This is a genomic window from Rhodoferax sp. U2-2l (assembly GCF_020594515.1).
Lineage (GTDB): Bacteria > Pseudomonadota > Gammaproteobacteria > Burkholderiales > Burkholderiaceae_C > Rhodoferax.
In genome coordinates this window covers 44,681-70,531 of sequence record NZ_JAJCTH010000010.1, presented here as the reverse complement: position 1 = coordinate 70,531, position 25,851 = coordinate 44,681, and the positions used below count along the sequence as shown (strand labels likewise).

At 63.3% G+C, this 25,851-nt stretch carries 22 protein-coding genes; 14 read left to right on the top strand and 8 right to left on the bottom strand.

The features are described 5' to 3' along the window. The first annotated feature begins 150 nt into the window (after nucleotides 1-150). Nucleotides 151-762 (top strand): FMN-dependent NADH-azoreductase, encoded by a 612-nt coding sequence (locus LHU53_RS10585; protein WP_227332622.1) that lies wholly within the window; start codon nucleotides 151-153, stop codon nucleotides 760-762. 15 nt (nucleotides 763-777) lie between these two features. Here the strand turns inward: LHU53_RS10585 and LHU53_RS10580 are convergent, their stop codons facing one another. From LHU53_RS10580 to LHU53_RS10545, 8 genes are all read right to left on the bottom strand, one after another. Continuing rightward, nucleotides 778-1,692: a hydroxymethylglutaryl-CoA lyase gene (locus tag LHU53_RS10580; RefSeq protein WP_227332621.1), complete on the bottom strand. Its 915-nt coding sequence runs from the start codon at nucleotides 1,690-1,692 to the stop codon at nucleotides 778-780. A gap of 158 nt (nucleotides 1,693-1,850) precedes the next feature. After that, nucleotides 1,851-2,684: a shikimate dehydrogenase gene (locus LHU53_RS10575; protein ID WP_227332620.1), complete on the bottom strand. Its 834-nt coding sequence runs from the start codon at nucleotides 2,682-2,684 to the stop codon at nucleotides 1,851-1,853. Nucleotides 2,685-2,856: 172 nt separating this feature from the next. After that, complete coding sequence (locus tag LHU53_RS10570) at nucleotides 2,857-3,864, bottom strand: TRAP transporter substrate-binding protein (RefSeq protein ID WP_227332619.1); 1,008 nt, start codon at nucleotides 3,862-3,864, stop codon at nucleotides 2,857-2,859. 87 nt (nucleotides 3,865-3,951) lie between these two features. Beyond that, nucleotides 3,952-5,232: a TRAP transporter large permease gene (locus LHU53_RS10565; protein ID WP_227332618.1), complete on the bottom strand. Its 1,281-nt coding sequence runs from the start codon at nucleotides 5,230-5,232 to the stop codon at nucleotides 3,952-3,954. Nucleotides 5,233-5,246: 14 nt separating this feature from the next. After that, a complete protein-coding gene (locus LHU53_RS10560; protein WP_227332617.1) occupies nucleotides 5,247-5,822 on the bottom strand; it encodes a TRAP transporter small permease in 576 nt (191 codons plus the stop codon). Nucleotides 5,823-5,931: 109 nt separating this feature from the next. Then, entirely contained in the window at nucleotides 5,932-6,597 is a 666-nt protein-coding gene (locus tag LHU53_RS10555; RefSeq protein ID WP_227332616.1) for a TetR/AcrR family transcriptional regulator, read from the bottom strand. An 84-nt stretch (nucleotides 6,598-6,681) separates the two neighbouring features. Continuing rightward, nucleotides 6,682-7,503 carry a shikimate dehydrogenase gene (gene aroE / locus LHU53_RS10550; RefSeq protein ID WP_227332615.1) on the bottom strand — a complete coding sequence of 274 codons (822 nt, stop codon included), beginning with the start codon at nucleotides 7,501-7,503 and terminating at the stop codon, nucleotides 6,682-6,684. 57 nt (nucleotides 7,504-7,560) lie between these two features. Continuing rightward, a complete protein-coding gene (locus tag LHU53_RS10545) occupies nucleotides 7,561-8,511 on the bottom strand; it encodes a ketopantoate reductase family protein (protein WP_227332614.1) in 951 nt (316 codons plus the stop codon). Between the two features lie 250 nt (nucleotides 8,512-8,761). Between LHU53_RS10545 and LHU53_RS10540 the strand changes: the two genes are divergently transcribed. The 13 genes from LHU53_RS10540 to LHU53_RS10480 all read left to right on the top strand — a co-directional run bounded on the left by LHU53_RS10540 (nucleotide 8,762) and on the right by LHU53_RS10480 (nucleotide 25,850). Further along, the gene (locus LHU53_RS10540; protein WP_227332613.1) at nucleotides 8,762-11,848 is read left to right on the top strand and encodes an EAL domain-containing protein; all 3,087 of its coding nucleotides are present in this window, start codon (nucleotides 8,762-8,764) and stop codon (nucleotides 11,846-11,848) included. A gap of 282 nt (nucleotides 11,849-12,130) precedes the next feature. Continuing rightward, nucleotides 12,131-13,486, top strand: a complete 1,356-nt coding sequence (locus LHU53_RS10535) for an NAD(P)-dependent oxidoreductase (protein WP_227332612.1) — start codon at nucleotides 12,131-12,133, stop codon at nucleotides 13,484-13,486. Between the two features lie 160 nt (nucleotides 13,487-13,646). Next, nucleotides 13,647-14,954 carry an NAD-dependent dihydropyrimidine dehydrogenase subunit PreA gene (gene preA, locus LHU53_RS10530; protein WP_227332611.1) on the top strand — a complete coding sequence of 436 codons (1,308 nt, stop codon included), beginning with the start codon at nucleotides 13,647-13,649 and terminating at the stop codon, nucleotides 14,952-14,954. A gap of 233 nt (nucleotides 14,955-15,187) precedes the next feature. Then, the gene (hydA, locus tag LHU53_RS10525; protein WP_227332610.1) at nucleotides 15,188-16,630 is read left to right on the top strand and encodes a dihydropyrimidinase; all 1,443 of its coding nucleotides are present in this window, start codon (nucleotides 15,188-15,190) and stop codon (nucleotides 16,628-16,630) included. Between the two features lie 52 nt (nucleotides 16,631-16,682). After that, the gene (locus tag LHU53_RS10520) at nucleotides 16,683-16,931 is read left to right on the top strand and encodes a DUF4160 domain-containing protein (RefSeq protein WP_227332609.1); all 249 of its coding nucleotides are present in this window, start codon (nucleotides 16,683-16,685) and stop codon (nucleotides 16,929-16,931) included. After that, on the top strand, nucleotides 16,918-17,343 hold the full coding sequence (locus LHU53_RS10515; RefSeq protein ID WP_227332608.1) for a DUF2442 domain-containing protein: 426 nt from the start codon (nucleotides 16,918-16,920) through the stop codon (nucleotides 17,341-17,343). Before LHU53_RS10520 ends, LHU53_RS10515 begins: the two co-directional genes overlap by 14 nt. A gap of 6 nt (nucleotides 17,344-17,349) precedes the next feature. Next, nucleotides 17,350-17,754, top strand: coding sequence for a FosX/FosE/FosI family fosfomycin resistance hydrolase (gene fosX, locus LHU53_RS10510; RefSeq protein ID WP_255631994.1), 405 nt, complete (start codon nucleotides 17,350-17,352; stop codon nucleotides 17,752-17,754). A gap of 630 nt (nucleotides 17,755-18,384) precedes the next feature. After that, nucleotides 18,385-19,644, top strand: coding sequence for a Zn-dependent hydrolase (locus LHU53_RS10505; RefSeq protein WP_227332607.1), 1,260 nt, complete (start codon nucleotides 18,385-18,387; stop codon nucleotides 19,642-19,644). A gap of 257 nt (nucleotides 19,645-19,901) precedes the next feature. Then, on the top strand, nucleotides 19,902-20,903 hold the full coding sequence (locus LHU53_RS10500) for a BMP family protein (RefSeq protein WP_227332606.1): 1,002 nt from the start codon (nucleotides 19,902-19,904) through the stop codon (nucleotides 20,901-20,903). A gap of 66 nt (nucleotides 20,904-20,969) precedes the next feature. Further along, nucleotides 20,970-22,520: an ABC transporter ATP-binding protein gene (locus LHU53_RS10495; protein ID WP_227332605.1), complete on the top strand. Its 1,551-nt coding sequence runs from the start codon at nucleotides 20,970-20,972 to the stop codon at nucleotides 22,518-22,520. Then, a complete protein-coding gene (locus LHU53_RS10490) occupies nucleotides 22,517-23,578 on the top strand; it encodes an ABC transporter permease (RefSeq protein WP_227332604.1) in 1,062 nt (353 codons plus the stop codon). The genes LHU53_RS10495 and LHU53_RS10490 overlap by 4 nt, the downstream gene beginning before the upstream one ends. Continuing rightward, entirely contained in the window at nucleotides 23,575-24,498 is a 924-nt protein-coding gene (locus LHU53_RS10485; RefSeq protein ID WP_227332603.1) for an ABC transporter permease, read from the top strand. Before LHU53_RS10490 ends, LHU53_RS10485 begins: the two co-directional genes overlap by 4 nt. Nucleotides 24,499-24,575: 77 nt before the next feature. Next, nucleotides 24,576-25,850, top strand: a complete 1,275-nt coding sequence (locus tag LHU53_RS10480; protein WP_227332602.1) for an amidohydrolase family protein — start codon at nucleotides 24,576-24,578, stop codon at nucleotides 25,848-25,850. Nucleotide 25,851 lies beyond the last annotated feature (1 nt).

The following is a 25,851-nucleotide window of genomic DNA, read 5'->3' as shown; positions in this document are numbered from 1 at the left end:
GACGCTTGGGCGGGTTCTGGGTCTGATTGTTCTGAATCTGGAACAGTATTTCCCGATAAGGCCAGCTTATCAAGACATCACGCCAAAAATAGAATCAATCCATGGTCAACGCAGCCCGTGTTGACTTCCCACATCACCGAGAACATCACCATGAAATTACTGCACGTTGACTCCAGCATCCTGGGCACCTACTCTTCTTCGCGCCAGCTCACCGCCGAGGTGGTGGCGCAGTGGCTCAAGGGGCACCCCGACACCACAGTCGAGTACCTGGATGTGGCGGCCAACCCGATTGGCCATTTCGGCGCCGATGCGCTGGCGATCAAAGGTGTGGCCCAAGCGGAGCCTACCGAGGCACAACGCGCCGAGAACGCGCTGTCCGAGAAGCTGGTGAGCCAGTTCCTGGCGGCGGACGTGATTGTGGTGGGCGCACCGTTTTACAACTTTTCGATCCCGACCCAGCTCAAGGCCTGGATTGACCGTCTGGCCCAGCCAGGTCGCACCTTCGCCTACACCGACAAAGGTCCGACCGGTCTGGCCACCGGCAAGACGGTGATCGTGGCCTCGACACGCGGTGGCGCTTATTCCACCAGCGATGGCGGTCAGGCCATGGAGCACCAGGAGAGTTACCTGAAGGTGGTGTTCGGCTTCTTTGGCATCACCGACGTGCGCATTGTTCGCGCCGAAGGTCTGGCCATGGGTGACGCCGCCAAGGCCGCCGCGATGAGCGCCGCGCAAACTGAGATCAGCTGCGCAGCTGTCTGAGCGGCCCGGCGCCGGTCAAACCCAGCCCTTGGGCAGCCCGGCCAGTGGGGTCATGCCGTAAAGCGGCTCCCCTGGCAAACCCGCTTGCAGCGGCGCGCGTGCGGCGATGAGCATGTCGATGTCGACACCGGTTGCAATGCCCATGGCCTCAAACATGAACACCAGGTCTTCCGTGACGACGTTGCCCGAGGCACCGGGCGCGTACGGGCAGCCGCCCAGGCCGCCGAGCGAACTGTCAAACGTGCGCACGCCCACGTCGTAGGCAGCCAGGCAGTTGGCCAGACCTAACCCGCGCGTGTTGTGCATGTGCGCGGCACCAGTTTTGTCGCCAATGGCGGCGCGCACCTTGTGAAAGAGGCGGCGCACCTGAGCCGGGTTGGCCATGCCGGTGGTATCGGACAGGCCCGCTTCATCTGCGCCCGCCCCGACGACCTGCTCGGCCATCCAGACCACGTCGTCATCGCTGACGATGCCCTGAAGGGTGCAGCCAAAGGCGGTGGACAAACCGGCTTCGATCTTCACACCCGGGGCGATGTCGTTGCGCAGACGCACGATGGCGCGCACTTCTTCGACCATCTCTTGGCGGCTCTTGCGCACATTGGCCAGTGAATGCGCCTCGCTGGCGCTGCACGGAATGGTGATCTTGTGCACCCCTGAGCGCAACGCGGCCTCGGCCCCACGCAGATTGGGCACCAGCGCCATGATGGTCACGCCGGGGTGGGTGAGCGCATGGCGCACCACCTCAGCCGCATCGGCCATCTGCGGCAGCAGCTTGGGCGGCACAAACGAGCCCACCTCGATCTCGCGCAGACCAGCGGCCACCAGTGCGTCAATCCAGCGCAATTTGTCGGCCGTGGGCATGGTGGCCTTGACGGACTGCAGGCCGTCACGCGGGCCCACTTCGCTGATGAGAACTTCTGCTGGTTTCATGGACATACTCCGACTGGGTTGGCAAAAAGCGCCGCTTGGATCAGGGGTAACGGGCACGGTTTTGGCGGTCATCCCGGCCACGGATCAAGTCCGGGGTTTCAGCACGCGGGATCGATGCCTCGGCGCCCTGGGTTGCGGGTCGTGGCAGCGGATGCGCTTCACACGTTATGGGCCGCCGCGCGCAATTCTTCGGGCGTGGGCACGGGGTAGCCGAAATACTCCAGATACGCCGGAATCTGCTCGTACAACATGTCCGAGCCGATCTGGATGCGGCAGCCGCGTGCCTGCGCAGCTTTCAAAAAGGCGGTCATGTCGGTTTTCATGACCACTTCGCCCACAAACGTCGTGGCGTCCACGCGGTCCATGTCCACCGGCAGCGGGTCGCCGTCTTTCATGCCCATGGGCGTGGCGTTGACCAGCAGGTCCACCTCGGCCGGGTCGTTGCTGCCGGTCTGGATGCGCATGTCCGGGTAATGCTGCAACAGGCGGTTGGCCAGGCCTTGGGCTGCGGCGTTGTTCACGTCATACAGGCCCATCTCCAGCACACCCGCCGCCGCCAGTGACGCGGCAATGGCACAGCCGACACCGCCTGCCCCCACCACCAGCGCGCGCCGACCCTTTGGCTCAAAGCCCTTGCGCCGGATGCCGCGCACAAAGCCTTCGCCGTCAAACATGTCGCCCTGCAAACGGCCATCGGCCAGGCGGCGCACCGCGTTGCAGCTGCCAGCGATGGCCGCAGTAGGCAACACCTCGTCGAGCAGGCCCACCGTGCTCACCTTGTGCGGCATGGTGATGAGTGCGCCGCGCAGGTTGCCCAGGTGAAACAGCGAGCGCAAAAACCGCGGAAAGGGCTCCACCTGGCACGACATGGGCACCACGATGGCATTGATACCGACGGTCTCGAACCAGGGGTTGTAGATCAGCGGCGCCTTGAACGCATGGGTGGGAAAGCCGATGTGGGCGATGATCTCGGTGTTGCCGTCGATTTGCATGATTTTGTCAACCAGAATGGGCTCTAGCCCAGATGAAACAATGACCTGCAGCTATTATTTTTATCAAAGAACGCAACCCGGCCAAGCGCTGCGCTTGGCCCCGCTGCCGGGGTCGATGCCACGCGGCCGGTGACAGCGGGCCCGGCGCGGCCAGCGGTCACCCGGGCGCCACTTATTTGCGCATCTTGGCCAGCTCGGCCATCACATCGTTGACCGTCTCGTCACCCACGCTGGCGCTGAACTGGGCGATCACCGGCTTCATCTTGTCGCGCAGCTTGGCCACTTCCGTGGCGCTGAGTTCGGTGACGGTCATGCCCCCTTTTTTCAGCACGTCCATGTTGACGGCCACGGCGGCACGCGCTTGCTGGCGCTGGTACTTGGTGGCTTCGTCAGCCGCTTCATCAACAATCTTCTTTTCTGCCGGGCTCAGGCTGTCCCAGACCTTCTTGCTGAAGATCACCGACTGCGGGTTGTACTGGTGGTTGGTCAGCGTCATGTACTTCTGCACTTCATAAAACTTGCTGGTGGCAATCACCGACACCGGGTTTTCCTGGCCGTCAATGGCTTTTTGCTCCAGCGCGGCGTACACCTCGGGGAACGGCAGCGGGGTCGGGTTGGCGCCCAGCGCCTTGACCCAGGCGACGTTGATCGGGTTCGGGATCACGCGCAGCTTCAGGCCTTCCGCGTCTTCCACCTTGACGATGGGGCGCTTGCTGTTGGTGATGTGGCGGTAGCCGAGTTCCCAGTACGACAGGCCAATCAGGCCCTTGGCTTCGAGCTTTTGGTGCAAACGCTTGCCCACCGGGCCGTCCACCAGCGCGTCAGACTCTTTTTCGTTGGCAAACAGGAACGGGAAGTCAAAAATCGCCATTTCCTTGGCCACGCTGGCCAGAATGCCGGTGTTCATCACCGCCATATCCAGCGTGCCACCCTGAATGGCCGACACATTGGCCTGGTCGCTGCCCAAAATGCCGCCGGTGAACATCTTGACCTGCATCTTGCCGCCAGATTTGGCTGCCAGCAGTTCAGAAAACTTCTTCATGCCGGCCACCGACGGGTGCTCGCCCGCGCCGTTGGTGGCGAACTTGAAGGTGTGCTCTTTGATATCTTGCGCACCAGCCATGCCGAAAGCGGCCAGCGCCACGGCGGCGACGAGGGATTTGAGGACCAAGCGTTTCATGTGTGTCTCCATCTACGGTGCAATCGGGACGCCGTTGAAAACGGTTGATGTGGCGGCGTGCCCAGCACCCCATCAACCCGAGAAAAATCAGTTGTAGAAGAACTGCAGCGGCACCAGCACAAGCGCCGGGAAAGCCACCAGCAGCGCCAGCACAATCAAATCGGCAATCATGAAGGGGATGACCCCGCGCGCCACCTGGTCCATCTTCATGTGGCCCACACCCGCCACCACGTTGAGCACCGTGCCCACCGGCGGTGTCACCAGGCCAATCACGCCGACCAGCACAAACAACACACCAAAATACACCGGGTCAATACCCGCGGCCTTGACCACCGGAACCATCACCGGCGCCAAAATCAAAATGGTGGGCGTCAGGTCCATCACCATGCCAACCAGCAGCAGCACCAGCATCAGGAGGCACAACAAGGTGGTCGGGCTTTGCATGAAGGGTTCCAGCACGGCGATCAGTTGACCGGGCAGGTCGGCCACCGCAATCAGCCAGGCACTCACCGAAGCGGCTGCCACCATGAACATGATGATCGACGTGGTTTTGGCCGACGCCGCAAACACCTCGTACAACTGTTTGAGCGACAGTTCACGGTACACCACGGTGGCCACAAAAAACGCATACATGGCCGCCACCACGGCGGCCTCAGTGGGCGTGAACACACCAAACTTCAAGCCGAACAGCACGATGAACGGCAACACCAGCGCCCACGACGATTCACGCAGCGCCTTGAGCACATCGGCGCGGGTGGCACGCGGCGGCGTCACCACAGCTTCCGTGCGGGCGGTGATCCACCAGGCGATGGCGCAGGCGATGCCCATCATCAACCCCGGCACGATCCCGGCCATGAACAGCTTGCCAATCGACACGTTGGCGGTCACCCCAAACACCACAAACGGAATGGATGGCGGAATGATCGGCGCAATGATGCCGGCCGAGGCGATCAGACCGCCCGAGCGCGCCTTCTGGTGACCGGCCCGCACCATCATCGGCAGCAGCAGCGCGGTCAGCGCGGCGGTATCTGCCACCGCCGAGCCCGAGAGCGACGCCATCAAACAGGCGGCGACGATGGTCACATAACCCAAGCCGCCGCGCACATGGCCGACCAGGGCAATGGCCAGGTCCACAATGCGGCGCGACAAGCCACCCGCGTTCATGATTTCACCGGCCAGCATGAAGAACGGCACGGCCAGCAGCGGGAAGCTGTTGGCGCCCTCCAACACGTTTTGCGCCAGAATTTGCGCGTCAAAGTTGCCCAGGTGCACCATCAGCGCGACGCCCGAGAGCAGCAGGGAATAGGCAATCGGAATGCCCAGCGCCACTGCCCCCATCAGCGCTGCGATAAAAATCAGGATCGTCATGTTGGGGGCCCGGGTTATTTGGCGCTGGTGTTGCGGATGTCGGCTTGCGCAGCCTCGGTCGAGGCACGCTCCATCTCGGCACGCTCCAAGGCATGGCGGGCCTTGCGGATTTGGGTCGGGGTCATCTGACCGCGCAGCGTGTACCACAGGTCACTGAGCAGCATCAGCCCGGTGCCCACGGCAAACACCACCCCGGTGCTGTAGACCCAGGCCATCGACCATTCCGTGACCGGCGCCTGCACCTCCCAGTTGATGGCAGTCTGCGCCCAACTGCCTTTGAGAATCAAAAAGGTGGCCCACAACATCAACAACTGACCGATCACCACGCCCACCTTCTGCAGCTTGGGCGGCAATTTTTCCATCACCATGTCGCTGCCCATGTGGGTTTGCTCATGCACCGCCACGCTGGCGCCCAAAAAGATCAGCCACAAGAACAACCAGCGCGACAACTCCTCGGAGACCGTGATGCCTGAGTTGAACGCGTAACGCATCACCACGTTGCCAAACACCATGAACACCATCAGCGCCAAGCAGATGACGATGATCGCCGTCAGCAACTGGCAATACCTGCCGATCAACTTTTGCACCATGCCGTGTCTCCAACTTAGTTGCGCTTTAATGTACGAACTGGTTAGTTTTAAAAAATCGGTATTTACCCTTGGTCATCTGAGCCAAGGCATCCGCACCGCCATGCACGGTTCAGCGCAACAGGAACCGCACCACCATCTCGGTGATGTTGGCGCGCCGGGTTGCCAGGGCGGCTTCGCCTTGGGCGGCGTCCTTGAAAATCAAGCCGAAGGTGTGCTGGTTGGAGACGTTGAAAAACGTCAACGCCGAGATCGACGCGTGGATGTCGGTGGCGTCCAGCCCGGGACGGAACACCCCCTGCGCCACACCGCGGTCATACAGCGCCTGGATGGCCGCAATGGCGGGCACATTGAGCTCCTGGATACTTTTGCTTTGCGCCAGATAAGCACCGCGCTCGATGTTTTCGTTCATCACCAGACGGATGTAATCCGGGTTGCCCCAATGGTGGTCGAAGGTGAACTCCACCAGCCGTTTCAGCGCTGCCACGGGCTCCAGGTTTTCCAGGTGCAGCGCGGCCTCGATCTCGCGCATGCGGCGGTAAGAATCCTCCAGCACCGCCACATACAAGCCTTCTTTGCTTCCAAAGTAGTAGTAAATCATGCGCTTGCTGGTGCGCGTGGCAGCCGCAATGGCATCGATGCGGGCGCCACTCAAGCCCTTTTCGGCAAACTCTTTGGTGGCCACTTCCAGAATGCCGGCCATGGTGCGCTCGGGATCGTTGGTGCGGGTGGTGGTTTTGCCGGGTGCCGTGTTTTCCAAATGGACCAGATCGTTCATTTTCAAAGTATAGGTACAAGCCCCTGGGGGCGAGCGACTTTTTTTCATGGGTGGCTGCGTCATGGCCGCAGCCTTCGGCCGGGCTCAGACCAGCGGCACGGTCAGGAGATGCCGCACGGCCTGGGTGTCGGGACGCACGCCGCGCCACCATGCAAAGGCCTCAGCCGCCTGTTCGGTGAGAAGGCCCACACCGTCCGCCAGTGCTGGCACGCCCTCGCTGAGGGCCAGCCGCAAAAACGGGGTCAAGCCTTTGCCGTAGCTCAAGTCGTAGGCCAGGTGGCAGCGCGCAAACACGTTGGCAGGCACGGGCGGCAGTTCGCCACGCATGCTGGCCGACGTGGCGTTGACCACCACGTCATAGGTGCGGCCGACCAGCTCGGCGTAGCTGCTGGAGCGCACATGCCCCCACTGCGCGCCGATACTGGCGATGTCACAGGCCTTTTGCAGCGTGCGGTTGGCAATCACCAGCTCATAGGGCTGTTGCGCCAGAAGCGGCAGCAACACCCCCCGGCAGGCCCCCCCGGCACCCAGCATTAGCACGCGCTGGCCTTTGAGCGACTGGTTCAGGTTGTAGGTGACATCGCGCACCAGGCCGATGCCGTCAAAGTTCTCCGCCAGCACCCGGTTGCCTTCAAACTTCAGGGCATTGGCAGCGCCGGAAAACTTGACCCGTGCCGAGGCCTCGGTGGCATAGGCGGCGGCGTCGAGCTTGAACGGTGTGGTGATGTTCAGCCCGCGGCCGCCAGCCGCCCGAAAGGCGTCCACCGCCGCCGCAAAGCCGCCCGGCGGCGCTTCCAGCCTGGCGTAGGTCATGTCTTGCGCGGTGGCACGGGCGAACAGCTCGTGAATCAGGGGTGACTTGCTTTGCGCAATGGGGTTGCCGATGACGGCGTAGCGGTCGGTCATGGTGAGTTCCTGTTCAGCGCCGCCTTGGGGTGTTTGGATGCCAACGTGCGTCTTGCCTCACACCCGGGGTGCGCCCAACAAGCCGCGCTCGATCCCTTTGAGGCAAGCCACCAGCGCCTGATTCACCGGCGTGGGCACGCCGCACAAGGCGCCCTGGCGCACCACAGCACCGTTGACAAAATCGACCTCGGTCACCGAGCCTTTTTCCAGGCTTTGCAGCATCGATGCCTTGAACTCGAACGGCATGCCGACAGCGGCCTTGGCCCAGGCTTGCGGCGCATCGGTGGTTTGCAGCGTGATGCCGCTGGCCGCAGCCACCGCCATGGCCTCGGCCACGGCGGCCACACCGCAGGCCTGGACGGCAGGCACCTGGTACAACTCGCCGTAGGGCAGGCGGGTGATGGCGCTCAGGGCACCGGTAGCGACGTTGACCAGCAGCTTGTCCCACATGGCGCCCAGAATGTTCTGGCTGGCATGGGTCAGCAGTCCGGCGGCGTTGAAAACGTCGGCGATGCGCTGCACCCGCTCACTCAAGCTGCCATCAAGCTCGCCAATCAGGGTTTCCTTGCCCGCCACACCGGCGATGATGTGCCCCGGCGCCAGCAGCACCCCGCCCACATAGGTTTTGCCAGCCAGCACTTTGTGCCGCCCCACCACCTCGGCCAGCACGTCCTCGTGGCCCAGGCCATTTTGCAGCGACAGCACCGCCGTGTGCTCTCCCACCACCGGCAGCGCGGCGGCGATGGCCTCGCGGGTGTGAAAGGACTTGACCAGCACGATCACCAGGTCCATGGTGCCGCTGCTGGCCAGGATGTCGGCATAGTCCGTGGTGGCGCGCACCGGCACCACCCGGTCAACGCCGTCAACCCGGAGATGCAATCCATGCGCGCGCAGGGCATTCACCGGCGCCAGCCCCCGGTTGACCAGCCACACCTCGTGGCCCGCCTCGGTCAACAAACCACCCAGGGCACACCCCAGCGCCCCGGCGCCTACCAGACAAATTTTCAAAAAATACTCCTTGTTCGGGCACCAACCGGCCCGGTGGACGCGCATGGTAGAGGCATGTGCCCAGGCTGTAAACAGCCAGCACAGACGCCAACGCAGTTTTTGATCTGCCTGACCGATGCGAACGCCATCACCTCGCTGGCCAGCGCGCGCCACCCGCGCATCCCGGTTGCAACGCGCCCGCCGGCCCCCGTGCGGGATAAGATGCCCGTCTGAGAACACTTGGCAGGACCGGGCAAACTGAGCGCCTGGCTTGCACCCATTTTTAAAGGTCGTTGTGATATCTGCCGCCATCGAGCTGGTCTTCAACATCGCCATCCTGGTGGCGTTGACCCTGATCTCGGGCTTCATCCGCCAGCGAGAGGACAGCACCACGCGTGAGGCCGTGATGCAGGGCCTGCTGTTTGGTCTGGCCGCGGTGATTGGCATGTACCGCCCGATGGTGCTCGGGCCAGGGCTGATCTTTGATGGCCGCTCGGTCATGATCAGCGTATGCGCCCTGTATTTCGGGCCGCTGGCGGCGCTGGTCTCGGCGGCCGTGTCACTGCCCTACCGGCTGCATGTGGGTGGTGCGGGCGTTTTGATGGGCATGTTGACGATTGTGTTGTCAGCCATGTGGGGCCTGTACTGGCGCCAGCGCTGGCAGCGCCGCGCCCAACCCATCACCACCCGGGGCCTGCTCACGCTGGGGCTGTGTGTGCATGCCACCTGGCCGCTGCTGACCGTCACCTTGCCGGAACAAGCCGCGCGTGACACGCTGCACAACGTGGCGCTGCCGATGCTGCTCACCTTCCCGCTGATCACGGTGTTGATCGGCAAGATCCTGTCCAGCCAGGCGCAGGCGCTGCAAACCGTACAGGCCCTGCGCGACAGTGAGTGGCGTCACCGCATGTTGGCCGACAACGTCTCTGACGTGATCTGGACCCTCACGCCTGACGGCCGCTTCAGCTACGTCAGCCCCTCGGTGGAAAAGCTGCTTGGCTTCAGCGCCACAGAGATGATGCAGCAAACCATGGCCGACTCCTTGTGTCCAGACTCACTGAAACTTGCCCAACGGCACTTGCAAGATGCCGTGAACATGCAGGTGCGGAACCGCCCGGGTCTGCGCCTGGAGCTGGAGCAGCAGTGCAAAGACGGCGGCACCGTCTGGACCGAGGCCACCATCACCGACCTGCGCGATGCCAGCGGCAAGCTCACCGGCGCTTTGGGCGTGAGCCGCGACATCAGTGCGCGCCGTCGGGCCCAGCAGAGCCTGGGCGAGGCCAAGGAGCTGACCGACGCCATCATCGAAAACGTGCCGATGATGGTGTTCTTGAAAGAGGCCCAAGACCTGCGCTTCGTGCTGTTCAACCGCGCGGGTGAAGAGCTGCTGGGTTATCAGCGCCAGGCTCTGCTGGGCAAGAGCGACCTGGACTTTTTCCCGCCCGAGCAGGCTGCCCACTTCATCGCCCGTGACCGCGAGGTGCTGCAAGCGCTGGGCGTGGTCGAAACGCCTGAGGAACCGATCCAGACCGCGCACCAGGGCCAGCGCCTGCTGCACACCCGCAAGGTCAGCATCCGCGGTGCGGATGGACAGCCCAAATACCTGCTGGGCATCTCCGAAGACATCACCGAGCGCCGCGCCGACGAAGACAAGCTGCTGCTGACCGCCAGCGTGTTCACCCATGCGCGCGAGGGCATCACCATCACCGACGCACGCGGTGTGATTCTGGACGTGAATGGCGCCTTCACCCGCATCACCGGCTACAGCCGCGACGAGGTGCTGGGCAAAACACCCAACCTGCTCAGCTCGGGGCGCCACCCGCCCGGCTTTTACAAGGACATGTGGCGCGAGCTGCTGGCCAACGGCCAGTGGTACGGCGAGGTCTGGAACCGCCGCAAGAGCGGCGAGGTGTTTGCCGAGATGCTCAACATCTCCGCCGTGCGCGATGCGCAGGGCAAGACGCGCAATTACGTGGCGCTGTTTTCCGACATCACCGCCCTCAAGCAACACCAGAGCGAGCTGGAGCACATCGCCCATTTTGATGTGCTCACCGGTCTGCCCAACCGGGTGCTGCTGGGCGACCGCATGCACCAGGCCATGGCCCTGGCCACCCGCCAGCAGCAGCAGCTGGGGGTGGTGTACCTGGACCTCGACGGATTCAAAGCCGTGAACGACCGCTACGGCCACGAGGTGGGTGACCAGCTGCTGGTGACCGTGGCCACCCGCATGAAAGCCGCGCTGCGCGACTGCGACACGCTGGGGCGCATCGGCGGCGACGAATTTGTCGCCGTGCTGCTGGACCTGGCAGACAGCCACAGCTGCATGGCGCTGCTGCAGCGCCTGCTGGACGCGGCCTCGGAACCGGTGCAGCACGGCGAGCTGGTGCTGCAAATCTCGGCCAGCCTGGGTGTCACCTTGTATCCGCAGGCTGAAGATCTGGAAGCCGACCAGCTGCTGCGCCAGGCCGACCAGGCCATGTACCAGGCCAAGCTCGCGGGCAAGAACCGCTACCACTTTTTTGACGACGCGCAAGACCGCCAGGCGCGTGACCAGCACGAAACCCTGGCCAACATCCGCCAGGCGCTGGCGCGGCGTGAGTTTGTGCTGTTTTACCAGCCCAAGGTCAACATGCGCAGCGGCGCACTGATCGGCGTGGAGGCCTTGATCCGCTGGCAGCACCCGCAACAGGGCCTGCTGGCCCCGGCGTGCTTTTTGCCCGCCGTTGAAGGCCACCCGCTGGCGGTGGACGTGGGTGAATGGGTGCTGGCCAGCGCGCTGGCACAGATGGCCCAGTGGCGGGCCGCCGGGCTGGTCCTGCCGGTCAGCGTCAACGTGGGGGCGCGCCAGTTGCAGCAGCCCAACTTTGTCGCGCGGCTGCGTGCGCTGCTGGTGGCGCAGCCCACCGTGCCCCCGGGTCAGCTGGAGATCGAGGTGCTGGAAACCAGCGCGCTGGAGGACATTCAGGGCGTGTCACGGGTGATCCAGGACTGCAGCGACATGGGCGTGCGCTTTGCGCTGGACGACTTTGGCACCGGGTATTCGTCACTCACCTACCTCAAGCGCCTGCCGGTGGCAGTGCTCAAAATCGACCAGAGTTTTGTGCGCGACATGCTGGTGGACGCCGACGACCTGGCCATTTTGCAGGGCATCATCGGCCTGGCGGGCGCCTTCCGCCGCGAGGTGATTGCCGAGGGTGTGGAGACCGCCGCCCACGGCCAGCGCCTGCTGCAACTGGGCTGCGAACTGGGCCAAGGCTACGGCATCGCCCGCCCCATGCCCGCAGGCGAGGTGATGGCCTGGGCGGCGCGCTGGCAAGCCAATCCGGTGTGGGCTGCGCCGGTGGATTCGGTGCTTTAGTTTGCTCTTGAACCGATAGCTATCCGCCCTTTTCAGATCAGGGCGTTTAAACACCATTTTTTTTAGCCCTGTGCGCTTGCGGTGTGCCAATCAACGTGTTGGGCTGACATGGACTGCATCCACGCACAGCAGGGCGACTGGGTTAGGCGCATGCGGTTGGGTGTCACCGAAGAACAGCCCACATCTTTCACGTTAACCCCTAGAGACAGCGTGGCACGTGGCTTGCTAGCATGAATTTGAACTTGACCAAACGGTCAGATTTACCCAAAAGGAGTTGCCCGCGTGTCCTTGTCCCTTGCCCCTGATCTGCGTCCCGGTCGGCTCGACGCTGCTGAATACGCCAAGCGTTTTGCCGACGCCACGCCGCGTCTGACCCATGCACAAGCCGTGCTGGAAGCCGAGCGCTGCCTGTACTGTTATGACGCCCCGTGCGCCAACGCCTGCCCGACGCAGATTGACGTGCCATCGTTCATCCAACGCATCAGCAACGACAACCTGCGTGGCGCCGCGCGTGCCATTCTGGAAGCCAACCCGCTGGGCGGCATGTGCGCCCGCGTCTGCCCCACCGAGAACCTGTGCGAAGCCGTGTGTGTGCGCACCACCCAAGAGGGCAAGCCAGTGGCGATTGGCCGCCTGCAGCGCCACGCGGTCGATGCGTTGATGGAGAGCGCCCAGCCGCAGCTCTTCAGCCGCGCCGCGCCCACTGGCAAAAAAATCGCCATCGTCGGCGCCGGCCCGGCCGGGCTGGCCTGCGCGCACACGCTGGCCAAACTGGGCCACAGCGTGGTGGTGTTTGACGCCAAGCCCAAGGCCGGCGGTCTGAACGAATACGGCCTGGCCAGCTACAAAACCCCCAACAACTTTGCCCAGGCCGAGGTGCAGTGGTTGTTGTCCATCGGCGGTATTGAGCTTCGGCACAGTTGGCGGCTCGACGGCCTGGCGCAGCTCGACGCACTGCGGCGCGACTTCGACGCCCTGTTTCTGGGCATGGGGCTGCCCAACACGCACCAGCTTGGCGTGCCCGGCGAAGCGCTTTACGGCGTGCAAGATGCGGTGGACTTCATCGCCCAGCTGCGCCAGTCTGACGATTTATCGACCCTGCCCGTGGGCCGCCAAGTGGTGGTGATCGGCGGCGGCATGACCGCCGTGGACGCTGCCGTACAGGCCAAACTGTTGGGCGCGCAAGACGTGCACATGGTCTACCGGCGCGGCCCCGAGGCAATGAGCGCCTCCCAGGCCGAACAGGAATGGGCGATGACCAACGGGGTGGTCATTCACCACTGGCTGGCACCGGTGGCGGTACTGCCCAACAGTTTGAAGCCCCCATGCGTGGGTGGCGTGCGCTTTGCCCGGCAAAAAATGGCCGACGGCAAGCTGGTGCCGACCGGCGAGACGCTGGTGCTGGAAGCCGACATGGTGCTCAAGGCCATTGGCCAGACGCTGGGCAACCCGCTGCTGGCGCAGGCCGGTTTTGAATTGCAGGGTGGTCGTATCGCGACCGATGCCAACGGCCAAACCAACCAGCCTGGGGTGTGGGCCGGTGGCGACTGCCGCGCCGGTGGACTGGATTTGACGGTGGAAGCGGTGCAGCACGGCAAGTTGTCGGCGCAGGCGATTCACGTCCGGTTGACGGCCTAAGTCGCCATGTTGCCGCTCGTCCAGCACACTCCCTTGGCTGTCACGGCGGGCGCGACCCGCCATCCATGGCCGCGAATCGATGGCTGCCGGACCCCGTTCGGCATCACAGACCGCAACACCCGTTGACTATCGAAGCCTCTCAAGAACTCAAAAGCACACCATGGCCAATTTGACAACCCACTTCATCGGCATCCAAAGCCCCAACCCGTTCTGGCTGGCCTCCGCCCCGCCCACCGACAAGGCCTACAACGTCAACCGCGCTTTTGAGGCCGGCTGGGGCGGCGTGGTCTGGAAAACGCTAGGCGAGGACGGCCCGCCCATCGTCAACGTGAACGGCCCGCGCTACGGCGGCCTGCTCACGCCCGACCGGCGCCTGACCGGCTTCAACAACATCGAGCTGATCACCGACCGCGACCTGGCGCTGAACCTCCAGGAAATCACCGAGATCAAGCGCCTCTGGCCGGACCGTGCGGTGGTGGTGTCGATCATGGTGCCGTGCAACGAGGACGCCTGGCGCGCCATCCTGCCGCGCGTGGAGGCCACCGGCTGCGACGGCATTGAGCTGAACTTTGGCTGCCCCCACGGCATGAGTGAACGCGGCATGGGCGCGGCGGTGGGCCAGGTGCCCGAATACATCCAGATGGTGACCCACTGGTGCAAGCAGTACTGCAAGCTGCCGGTGATTGTGAAGCTCACGCCCAACATCACCGACATCCGCCTGCCCGCCCGCGCCGCCAAACACGGCGGTGCCGACGCGGTGTCACTCATCAACACCATCAATTCGATCATGGGTGTGGACCCCTACAGCCTGACCATGGTGCCCAGCACCGGCGGCAAAGGTTCGCACGGTGGTTACTGCGGCCCGGCAGTCAAACCGATTGCACTCAACATGGTGGCTGAAATTGCGCGCGACCCACTCACCGCTGGTTTGCCGATCTCGGGCATTGGCGGTGTCACCACCTGGCGCGACGCGGTGGACTACATCGCCCTGGGCGCGGGCAACGTACAGGTCTGCACCGCCGCCATGGTCTACGGCTTCAAGATCGTTCAGGAGATGATTGACGGCCTGTCCAACTACATGGACGAGATGGGTTTCACCAGCATTGACGACTTCAAAGGGCGCGCCGTTCCCACGGTGACCGACTGGAAGCACCTGAACCTGAACCACATCAGCAAGGCCGTCATCAATCAGGACAGCTGCATTGAATGCGGCCGCTGCCACATCGCCTGCGAAGACACCAGCCACCAGGCCATCACCTTCGAGAAAGACGGCAAACGCCACTTCGAGGTCAAGGAAGACGAATGTGTCGGCTGCAACCTGTGCACCCTGGTCTGCCCGGTGCCAGACTGCATCACCCTGCGCACCTTGGCACCCGGCGAAATTGATTTGCGCACCGGCAAAGTGGTCAGCAGCGAACACGCCGACTGGACCACGCACCCCAACAACCCGGCTCGGGTGGCGGCGTAGGACGATGAACGACATGTTGACGGCGACTAGCAGCTGGCATGCGGTGTCTGACGCAGCAGAATCAAGGAGGAGGCTGGGCGCTTGCGCCCAGCCGGGGGACATCTGCGGAGTCAGACACTGCATGTCGGCTGCGGGTAAGCGCTGTGAATGCGCGAGCATCACAAACGGTTTTTTCACCTCAACGCCCTGAACACGACAGAGCAAACAGCCATTCATAGACAGAGGAGTAACCGATGAGCAGTATCCTGATCCGCGGCGGCACGGTGGTCAACGCCGACCACGCCTTCCAAGCCGACGTCTTGACGCAAGACGGCCAAATCATCGCGGTCGGCCCTGACCTCCAAGCCCCGGCGGGCGCAACAGTTGTCGACGCAGGTGGCCAGTATGTGATGCCCGGCGGCATCGACCCACACACCCACATGCAGCTGCCGTTCATGGGCACCACCACCATGGACGACTTTTTCACCGGCACGGCAGCTGGCCTGGCCGGTGGCACCACCAGCATCATCGACTTTGTCATCCCCAACCCCAAACAGTCGTTGATGGAGGCTTACCAAACCTGGCGCGGCTGGGCCGAAAAATCTGCTGCCGACTACGGCTTTCACGTGGCAGTGACCTGGTGGGACGAATCCGTCAAGCGCGACATGGGCACGCTGGTGCAGCAAGAAGGCGTGAACAGCTTCAAACACTTCATGGCCTACAAAAACGCCATCATGTGTGACGACGAAACGCTGGTCAACAGCTTCAGCCGGGCGCTCGAACTCGGTGCCATGCCCACCGTGCATGCCGAAAACGGTGAACTGGTGTTTTTGCTGCAACAGCAGGTGCTGGACCGTGGCATCACCGGTCCCGAAGGCCACCCGCTGTCGCGCCCACCGGTGGTGGAAGGTGAAGCCGCCAACCGCGCCATTGCCATCGCTGACGTGCTGAACGTGCCGATCTACATCGTACACGTGTCGTGCATCGAAGCCGCCGACGCCATTGCCCGCGCCCGCGCCCGCGGCCAGCGCGTCTATGGCGAGGTGCTGGCCGGGCACCTGGCCATAGACGACAGCGTGTACCGCGACCCCGACTTTGCAAAGGCCGCCGCCCACGTGATGAGCCCGCCGTTCCGACCCAAAGCCCATCAGGAAGCGCTGTGGCGCGGTCTGCAAAGCGGCAACTTGCACACCACCGCCACCGACCACTGCACCTTCTGCGCGTCACAAAAAGCCGCAGGCTTGGATAACTTTGCCAAGATCCCCAACGGCTGCGGCGGCGTGGAAGAACGTTTGGCGGTGATCTGGGACGAAGGCGTCAATACCGGCCGCCTGACGCCGTCTGAATTTGTCGCCATCACCTCGGCCAACACCGCCAAGCTGTTCAACCTGTACCCGCAAAAAGGCTGCGTGGCCGTAGGCGCCGACGCTGACCTGGTGGTCTGGGACCCGGCGGGCACCAAAACCTTGTCCGCCAAAACGCATTTCAGCAAAAACGACTTCAACATCTTCGAAGGCCGCACCGTGCGCGGCATCCCCAGCCACACGCTGAGTCAGGGCAAGCTGGTGTTTGTGCAGGGCGACCTGCGCGCCGAGCGTGGTGTGGGGCGGTACATCAAACGCCCGGCGTTCAATGCGAATTTCACGGCGAGTAAGTTGAGGGCGGATGTGATGGCGGTGGGGGCGGTGAAGCGCTGAACCTTGATCTGTAGCCACAAAATAAACCCAAGCTGTTTAGGTTTATGAGAGAATGCCGACGGTTTTGATGATCTTCGGTTTACGCGTGGTGGTCTATCCCAACGACCATTGCCCCGCCCATGTACACGTGCAGGGCAATGGGTGTGAGGCGGTGTTCAATCTGGGTTGCCCCCAAGGGCCCGTTGAATTGCGTGAGAACTACGGCTTCTCTCAAAAGGAGCTGAGCCGTATTGCTGGCGCACTGCAAGACCATTTGGTGCCGCTTTGTAACGCCTGGAGGATGATTCATGGATTTGACTGATGCCGTTTTTGAAGCCGCCAACCAGCGCGGCCTAGCCAAACAGGCCGCTTTCCCGGCAGTGGTGGCAGTGCGCTACGACCGGCGCATTGCGCGCGTCGTGATTTCGCTGAGCACAGGCCTGGATGTGACGTTTTCACCGCGTGATGCGCAAGGACTTGAGCATGCCCGCCCATCTGATCTGGTGGATGCCCAGATCAGCCCGTCCGGCCTGGGCGTGCACTTTCCGAAGCTGGATGCAGACATCGACATCCCCGGGCTGCTGGAAGGATTTCTCGGCTCCAAAAATTGGATGGCCGCCCGCATGGGTCAGCGCGGCGGCAAGGCCAGCACCGAAGCCAAGTCCAACGCCGCTCGCGCCAATGGACGCCTGGGTGGGCGGCCGCGCAAAGCCAAACCGGCAGATATCGCCTGACATCAAATGAACATTGAAGGCATCAGCCATGTCACCTTCGTCGTCCGGGATCTGGAACGAATGGCCAGGTTGCTGTGTGAGGGACTGGGTGGCCAGGAGGTGTACAACAGCGCAAAAAAGAACTTTTCTGTCTCCCATGAAATGTTCTTCCTGGTTGGCGGCACCTGGATAGCGGCCATGCAAGGCGATGCCCCTGACCAGAAAACCTACTCACATCTGGCCTTCAAGGTGCCCGATGGAGCCCTGTCTGAATTCGAGAAGCGACTCCGTCACCTGGGCGTTGACATCAAACCACCGCGTCCGCGTGTGGAAGGTGAAGGTCAGTCTCTGTACTTTTACGACTTCGACAACCACCTCTTTGAACTTCATACGGGTACGCTGGCGCAACGGCTGCAGCGGTATTCAGAATGAGCTACTCGGCGAACCATAGTTTCCCGCGCGCAGGCCGCGTGCCTGCCGGAGAGGGCACGGCCGGGGGCCTCATACTGTCAAAGGCCCAGAAATCGGCCCCCGGCCATTGCCTCTCCGGCGACAACGGGCGGTGTTGGCTCACCAACAGTAAAAACCAAAGCCAAGACCATCGTTTTGGCGTGACACCGCAAAATTGGGGTCAGAGCCCAATTCGGGGCAAAACCTGTTGGACCAGGCAAGTTTCCCACCCCGAATTGGGCTCTGACCCCAATTCCGCTACAGCAACACGCAGCCTGGCACGAGCGAAGCAAAGTGCCGTAACTCTCCCCGCCGTTGAGGCCGGGCTGAGCAGCGCAGCGGCAGGCGGATCAGGGCTGGCGTTGTTTGAGCGAAGCGAGTTTAGCCAGACCCCGCCTGACGTGAGCAGCGCAAGGCACCGCGCAGCGGCCCGGACGTCGGCTCGCCTTTTCTTTGGTTACTTTCATTTGGCGAAGCAAAAGAAAGTAACTCGCCCGCCGGGGCGAAACCCGGCCAGCGGCAGCCAGCCGACCCGCCCACGCCAGCAGAACCAAGCGAAATGCAGGCACACCACTTGCAACAGATGACAACCCATTCACCAAGGAAGATGACATGACCACCACAGCAACCGACCTCTCCACCCTGCGCATCAACAGCCAGCGCCTCTGGGACAGCCTGATGGAACTCGCCAAAATCGGCGCGACTGAAAAAGGCGGCGTTTGCAGATTGACATTGACCGACCTGGACAAACAGGGCCGCGACCTCGTCACCAAGTGGGCCAGAGAAGCCGGTCTGACCGTCACCATCGACAAAATCGGCAACGGCTTCATGCGCCGCCCGGGCCGCAACAACGCCCTGCCACCCATCGTCACCGGCAGCCACATCGACACCCAGCCCACCGGTGGCAAGTTCGATGGCAACTACGGTGTGCTCGCCGGCCTGGAGGTTTTGCGCACGCTCAACGACCACGGGATCGAGACCGAAGCGCCGATGGAGGTCAGCTTCTGGACCAACGAGGAAGGCTCGCGTTTTGTGCCGGTGATGATGGGTTCGGGCGTGTTTGCCAAAGCCTTCACGCTGGAACACGCCTATGCTGCCAAAGACATCGATGGCAAATCGGTGGGTGAGGAGCTGGCACGCATCGGCTACATCGGTGATCAGGAGCCTGGCGACCACCCGATCGGCGCGTTTTTTGAGACCCACATCGAACAAGGCCCGGTGCTCGAAGACAACGATGTCACGATTGGTGTGGTGCAAGGCGTGCTGGGCATCCGCTGGTTTGACTGCACCGTGACCGGCATGGAAGCCCACGCCGGCCCCACGCCGATGGCATTGCGCCGCGACGCGATGCAGGTCGCCACGCACATCATGCAGGAGGTGGTGGCCACGGCTTTGCGCCACGCACCGCACGGGCGCGGCACGGTGGGCATGGTGCAGGTGTTCCCGAACAGCCGCAACGTGATCCCGGGGCGGGTCAAATTCAGCATCGACCTGCGCAACGCTTCTGATGCACTGGTGGACACCATGGCTGACGAGGTCAAAGCCTTTGCGGTCAGTCTCAGCACCCAAACCGGGCTGGACGTGAAGATTGAACTGGTGTCGAGCTACCCGGCGCAGGTTTTTCATGACGACTGCAAGGGTGCCGTGGCACGCGCAGCGGCCAAGCTGGGGTATTCCAACATGCCGGTGGTCAGCGGCGCCGGGCACGATGCGGTCTACATGGCCAAACTCGCCCCCACCGGCATGATCTTCATCCCCTGCCTGAACGGCATCAGCCACAACGAGATCGAATCCGCCACGCCCGAACACATCGCCGCTGGCTGCAATGTGCTGCTGCACGCCATGCTGGAGCGGGCCGGGGTGGCGGGCTGACAGCATGTTCGGCCAGCTGGCAACGGTTCGTGACAAAGACGCTGGCCTTGCGCAACATCCTGGCGCCCGACCAACTCGAACTCGAGGGTGGTGACCAACAGGATGCCAAAGCGGTGTTGAATGAAAAACCCCGCTTGATGCTTTGCAGAATGGCACATATTCTGCTTGTAAATACAAGGTCAAAATAAGGCGCCAACGCCGACCTCATTGACAGCCATAGCTCTTTATTTTGCAGTGTTCTTAACCTGGAGAAACCCATGTCGTTGAAACCGTTTTCCCGCCGTCAATCCCTCATCCTGGCTGCCACTTTGGTCGCCCTGACCCCTGGCCTGACTTTCGCCCAGGCCAAGCTCAAGGTAGCTGGCATCTACACCGTGCCGTTTGAGCAGCAATGGGCCGGCCGCCTGCACCAGGCGCTCAAAGCGGCCGAAGCCCGGGGCGAGATCGAGTACAAAGCGTCCGAGAACGTCAGCAACGCCGACTACGAGCGCGTCATGCGCGAATACGCCACCGGTGGCAGCCAGCTGATCGTGGGCGAAGTGTTTGGTGTGGAAACGGCCGCGCGCAAGGTGGCCAAAGACTTTCCCAAGGTCTCGTTCCTGATGGGGTCCAGTGGCAAACCGGTGGCACCCAATTTCAGCGTGTTTGACAACTACATCCAGGAGCCCGCGTACCTTTCCGGCATGGTGGCGGGCGGCATGACCAAGAGCAACAAGATCGGCATGGTCGGCGGTTTTCCCATCCCCGAAGTCAACCGCCTGATGAACGCCTTCATGATGGGCGCCAAAGAGGTCAACCCCAAGGTGGAATTCAGCGTGAGTTTCATCAACAGCTGGTTTGACCCGCCCAAAGCCAAGGAAGCCGCCTTCGCCATGATCGACAAGGGCGCCGACGTGATGTACGCCGAGCGTTTTGGCGTGTCAGATGCCGCCAAGGAAAAAGGCAAGCTGGCGATTGGCAACGTGATCAACACCCAGGCGCAGTACCCTGACACGGTGGTGGCCTCGGCCCTGTGGCACTTTGAGCCGTCGGCTGACCGTGCCATCAAGCTGGTCAAAGACGGCAAGTTCACCGCCGAGGACTACGGCCAGTATTCGATGATGAAGCACAAGGGCTCGTCACTGGCCCCGCTGGGCACGTTTGAGAAAAAAGTGCCCGCCGACGTGGTGGCCAAGGTCCGGGCCAAAGAGGCCGACATCGTGGCGGGCAAGTTCAGCGTCAAGGTAGACGACAGCCAGCCCAAGTCCACCGCCAAGTAATTGGCAATCAAGACGATGATCAAGCGGTTTTCCCGGACCTGATCCGGGAGCCTTGGTTTGACGCGCATGCCCCAACCCGTCCTCACCCTCTCCCACATCACCAAACGTTTCGGCGATTTGGTGGCCAATGACAACATCTCGCTGGAACTTGGGCGCGGCGAGGTGCTGGCGCTGCTGGGGGAGAACGGCGCGGGCAAGTCGACGCTGGTGTCGATCCTGTTTGGCCACTACACCGCGGACGAGGGTGAGATTCGTGTGCGAGGCCAGTTACTGCCGCCGGGCGACCCCAAAGCCGCGCTGGCCGCAGGCATTGGCATGGTGCACCAGCACTTCACGCTGGCCGACAACCTGAGCGTGCTTGACAACATCATGATGGGCTCTGAGCCGCTGTGGCAACCCTTCACCCGCCATGCCGAGGCCATCGACAAACTCACCGCGGTGGCGCTGCAGTTTGGCCTGACGGTGGACGCCAAAGCCAAAGTGGGCCACCTGTCGGTGGGCGAGCGCCAGCGTGTGGAGGTTCTGAAGGCGCTGTACCGGGGCGCGCGCATCCTGATTCTGGATGAGCCCACGGCGGTGCTGACGCCGCAGGAATCTGAAAGCCTGTTCGAGGTGCTGGCCCAAATGGTGGCGCAGGGCTTGTCGATCATTTTTATCAGCCACAAGCTCGGTGAGGTGCTGCGCGTCTCTGACCGGGTGGCGGTGTTGCGCGGCGGCCAACTGGTGGCTGAGGCTCCGGCCCAAGGCACCACACAAGCCCAGCTGGCGCAGTGGATGGTAGGCCACGCGATTGACGCACCGGTGCGCCGCCCGGCCCAGGCGGTGGGTGGCGCAGTGTGTGTGCTCAACCAAGTCAGCACCGCGCCGGGGCGGGAGCGGCTGGTCAACGTGTCGCTCGACTTGCGCGCGGGCGAGATCGTGGCCATCGCCGGGGTGTCTGGCAACGGCCAGGTGGCCTTGGCCGAGTTGTTATGCGGCACCCGCGCCGCCACCTCGGGCAGCGTCACGTTTCTGGGCCAGCCGCTGCCGCCGCACCCGGCCGAGCTGGTGGCCTTGGGCGTGGCCCGAATCCCTGAAGACCGCCACGCCGTGGGTGTGGTGGGTGACCTGCCGGTGTGGGAAAACGCTGCCTCCGAACGGCTGCGCAGCCCGACCTTCTCACGCTGGGGCTGGGTGCGCCGCGCCAGTGCCCATGCGTTTGCCAAACAGGTGATCGACGCCTTTGACGTGCGCGGCGGCGGCCCGCTGGTGGCGGCACGCGCCTTGTCGGGCGGCAACATGCAGAAGCTGATTCTGGGCCGGGCCCTTATGAATCCTAGATCAGAAGCTACACATTCAAAAGTAGAAGGCACCCCGCCGCGCCTGATCATTGCGCACCAGCCGACCTGGGGGCTGGACATTGGCGCAGTGGCCTATGTGCAGTCGCAACTCATCGCCGCGCGCGATGCCGGTGCCGCCGTGCTGGTGATCTCGGACGACCTGGACGAGGTGCTGACCCTGGGCGACCGGGTGGCGGTGATGCACGCCGGCGAGATGACCGCCGCCCGGCCCGCGCTGGATTGGACCCGCGAAGCCATCGGCTTGGCCATGGCGGGTGTGGCCGAGGTGCGTTCATGAGGCTCGAAAAACGCAGCCACAGCTCCCCCGCCGCGCTGGCGCTGGCACCGCTGGGGGCGGTGGTTTTTACCTTATTGATCAGCGCACTGCTGGTGTTGTGGGCTGGTGCACCGGTCGGCCAGACGTATGGGCTGTTATTCCAAGGCGGTTTCGGCTCGGTGTTTGCGTTGTCCGAGACGCTGACCCGCGCCATCCCGCTGATGCTCACCGGGCTGGCGGCGGCGGTGGCGTTCAAGGCGCGGCTGTTCAATATTGGGGCCGAGGGCCAGTTGTATGTGGGGGCACTGGCGGCGGTGGCGGTGGGTGGTCTGCATGGCGGCACCGGCTTTGATTTGCCACCGGCGCTGTTGTTTGTGTTGATGATGCTGGCGGCGGCACTGGCCGGGGCCACCCTACTCTTGGGTCCGGCCCTCTTGAAAGCCAAGCTCGGTGTGGACGAGGTGGTGACCACGTTGCTGCTGAACTTTATCGTGCTGCTGTTTGTCTCGATGATGCTGGACGGCCCGATGAAAGACCCCACCGCTTTGGGCTGGCCGCAAAGTGTGGCGCTGCTGCCTGAGCTGGAGCTGGCCAAACTGATCCCGCAAACCCGCGTGCACACCGGCCTGCTGTGGGGTCTGGCGCTGGCACTCGCCATCTGGGCGCTGATGAAATACACGGTGCCGGGTTTTGACATCCGCGCTGTCGGGGCCAACGCGCGCGCTGCCGCGTTTGCCGGGGTGTCGGTCACGCGGACCGTGGTGCTGGTGGCGCTGCTCTCGGGTGGGCTGGCCGGGTTGGCGGGTGCCATCGAGGTGGCCGGGCGCACCAGTTACCTGACGCTGGACATGTCGCCCGGTTACGGCTACAGCGGCATCGTGATCGCCATGCTGGCCGGGTTGCACCCGCTGGGTGTGGTGCTGGGCAGTGTGTTTGTGGCCGGGGTGCTGGTGGGCGCCGACAGCATGAGCCGCATCGTCGGCGTGCCGACCTACATCGCCGATGTGATTGTGGCCACCTCGCTGATTGCGGTGCTGGTGGCCACGCTGCTGACGCAGTACCGGGTGCGGTGGAAATGACTGAATTCCTCGACATCCTCACCAACCCCGCCTTCTGGGTCGCGGTGCTGCGCATTGCCACGCCGCTGGTTTTGGGCACGCTCGGCGTGCTGCTGTGTGAGCGCGCCGGGGTGTTGAACCTGGGCATTGAAGGCATCATGGTCGCCGGGGCGTTCACCGGCTGGCTGGCGGTGTACGGCGGCGCACCCTTGTGGGCCGGTGTGGCGGTGGCGGCGCTGACTGGCGCGGTGCTGGGCCTGTTGCACGCCTTTTTGACCGTTGGGCTGGCGCTGTCACAACATGTGTCCGGGTTGGGCATCACCCTGCTGGCCACGGCGCTCAGTTATTACGGCTACCGGGTGAGTTTTCCGAAAGTGACCACACCCCCCACCATCACCCCGTTTGCCGAGATGAGCTGGCTGCCCGTTCCCATCCTGGCCCAGCAGACCGCCATGACTTTGCTGGCGCTGCTGGCGGTGCCACTCATCACCTATGTGCTGTTCAAAACGCCGGTCGGCCTGGCGGTGCGCATGGTGGGCGAAAACCCGCAGGCAGCCGAAGGCCAGGGTGTGTCGGTGGCGCGGGTGCGCACGGGCTCAATAGTGGCGGGCTCGGCGCTGATGGGTGTGGCCGGGTCGTTTTTGACACTGTCGGCGTTCAACGCCTTCTTTTTCAACATGGTCAACGGGCGCGGCTGGATCTGTGTGGCGCTGGTGGTGTTTGCCTCGTGGCGACCGGGGAAGGCGCTGCTGGGGGCGCTGCTGTTTGCGTTTTTTGATGCGCTGCAACTACGGCTGCAGCAGATGAATGAGGCGGTGTTGCCCTACCAGTTGTACCTGATGCTGCCCTACATCTTGTCCATCGTGGCGCTGATTCTGGTGGCGCGCAAGGCCAGCTACCCGCAGGCGTTGATGAAGCCGTACCGCAAGGGTGAGCGCTGACCGCCTCCGGCCAGCAGATGGTGTTGAAATGACGCCCTGCTGCCTTTTTTGACATCACCACCTGACCCCACATCACCATGCTTGACCTGCTGATTCACAACGCCACCCTGCCCGACGGGCGCACCGCCATGTCGGTCGCCGTGCAAAACGGCACCATCGTCGAAGTGAGCGCCGGTCTGCAGGCGCCCGCGCACCAGGCGCTGGATGCGCAGGGCCAGTTGCTGAGCCCGCCCTTTGTCGATCCGCACTTCCACATGGACGCCACGCTGAGTTACGGCCTGCCGCGCATCAACCAAAGCGGCACGCTGTTGGAGGGCATTGCACTGTGGGGCGAACTCAAACCGCTGCTGACGGCTGAGGCGCTGATTGAGCGCGCCCTGGCCTACTGCGACTGGGCCGTGGCCAAAGGCCTGCTGGCGATTCGCACCCATGTGGACGTGTGCGACGACCGCCTGCTGGCGGTGGATGCGCTGCTGCAAGTCAAACAACAGGTGGCGCCGTACCTTGATCTGCAGCTGGTGGCCTTCCCGCAGGACGGTGTGTTGCGCGCACCCACCGCCCTGGCGAACCTCAAGCGTGCCCTGGACAAAGGGGTGGATGTGGTGGGTGGCATCCCGCACTTTGAGCGGACCTACGAACAGGGCACACAGAGCGTCAAGCTGCTGTGCGAGATCGCCGCCGAGCGCGGCCTGCGGGTGGACATGCACTGCGACGAGTCGGACGACCCGCTGTCACGCCATGTGGAAACCCTGGCCTTTGAAACCCAGCGCCTGGGATTGAGAGGCCGCGTGACCGGCTCGCACCTGACCTCCATGCACAGCATGGACAACTATTTTGTTTCCAAACTCATCGCGCTGATGGCCGAGAGCCAGCTTCACGCGGTGGCCAACCCGCTGATCAACATCACCTTGCAAGGCCGCTTTGACAGCTACCCCAAGCGCCGTGGTTTGACCCGCGTGCCCGAGCTGCTGGCGGCCGGCATCAACGTGGCGTTTGGCCACGACTGCGTGATGGACCCGTGGTATTCCTTGGGCAGTGGCGACATGCTCGAAGTCGCCCACATGGGCCTGCACGTGGCGCAAATGACCAGCCAGACCGCCATGCGCCAGTGTTTTGACGCGGTCACGGTGAACGCGGCCCAGGTCATGGGGCTGGAGGGTTATGGCATTGCCCCCGGCTGCCACGCCGATCTGGTGCTGCTGCAAGCCCGCAACCCGGTGGAAGCGCTGCGCCTGCGCGCCACCCGGCTCAAGGTGTGGCGGCGCGGCCAGCTGCTGGCCGAGACGGCCCCGGTGGCCGCGCAGTTGCACCTGCCGGGGCGGCCCGGGCAAACCAGCTGGATCAGCCGCTGAA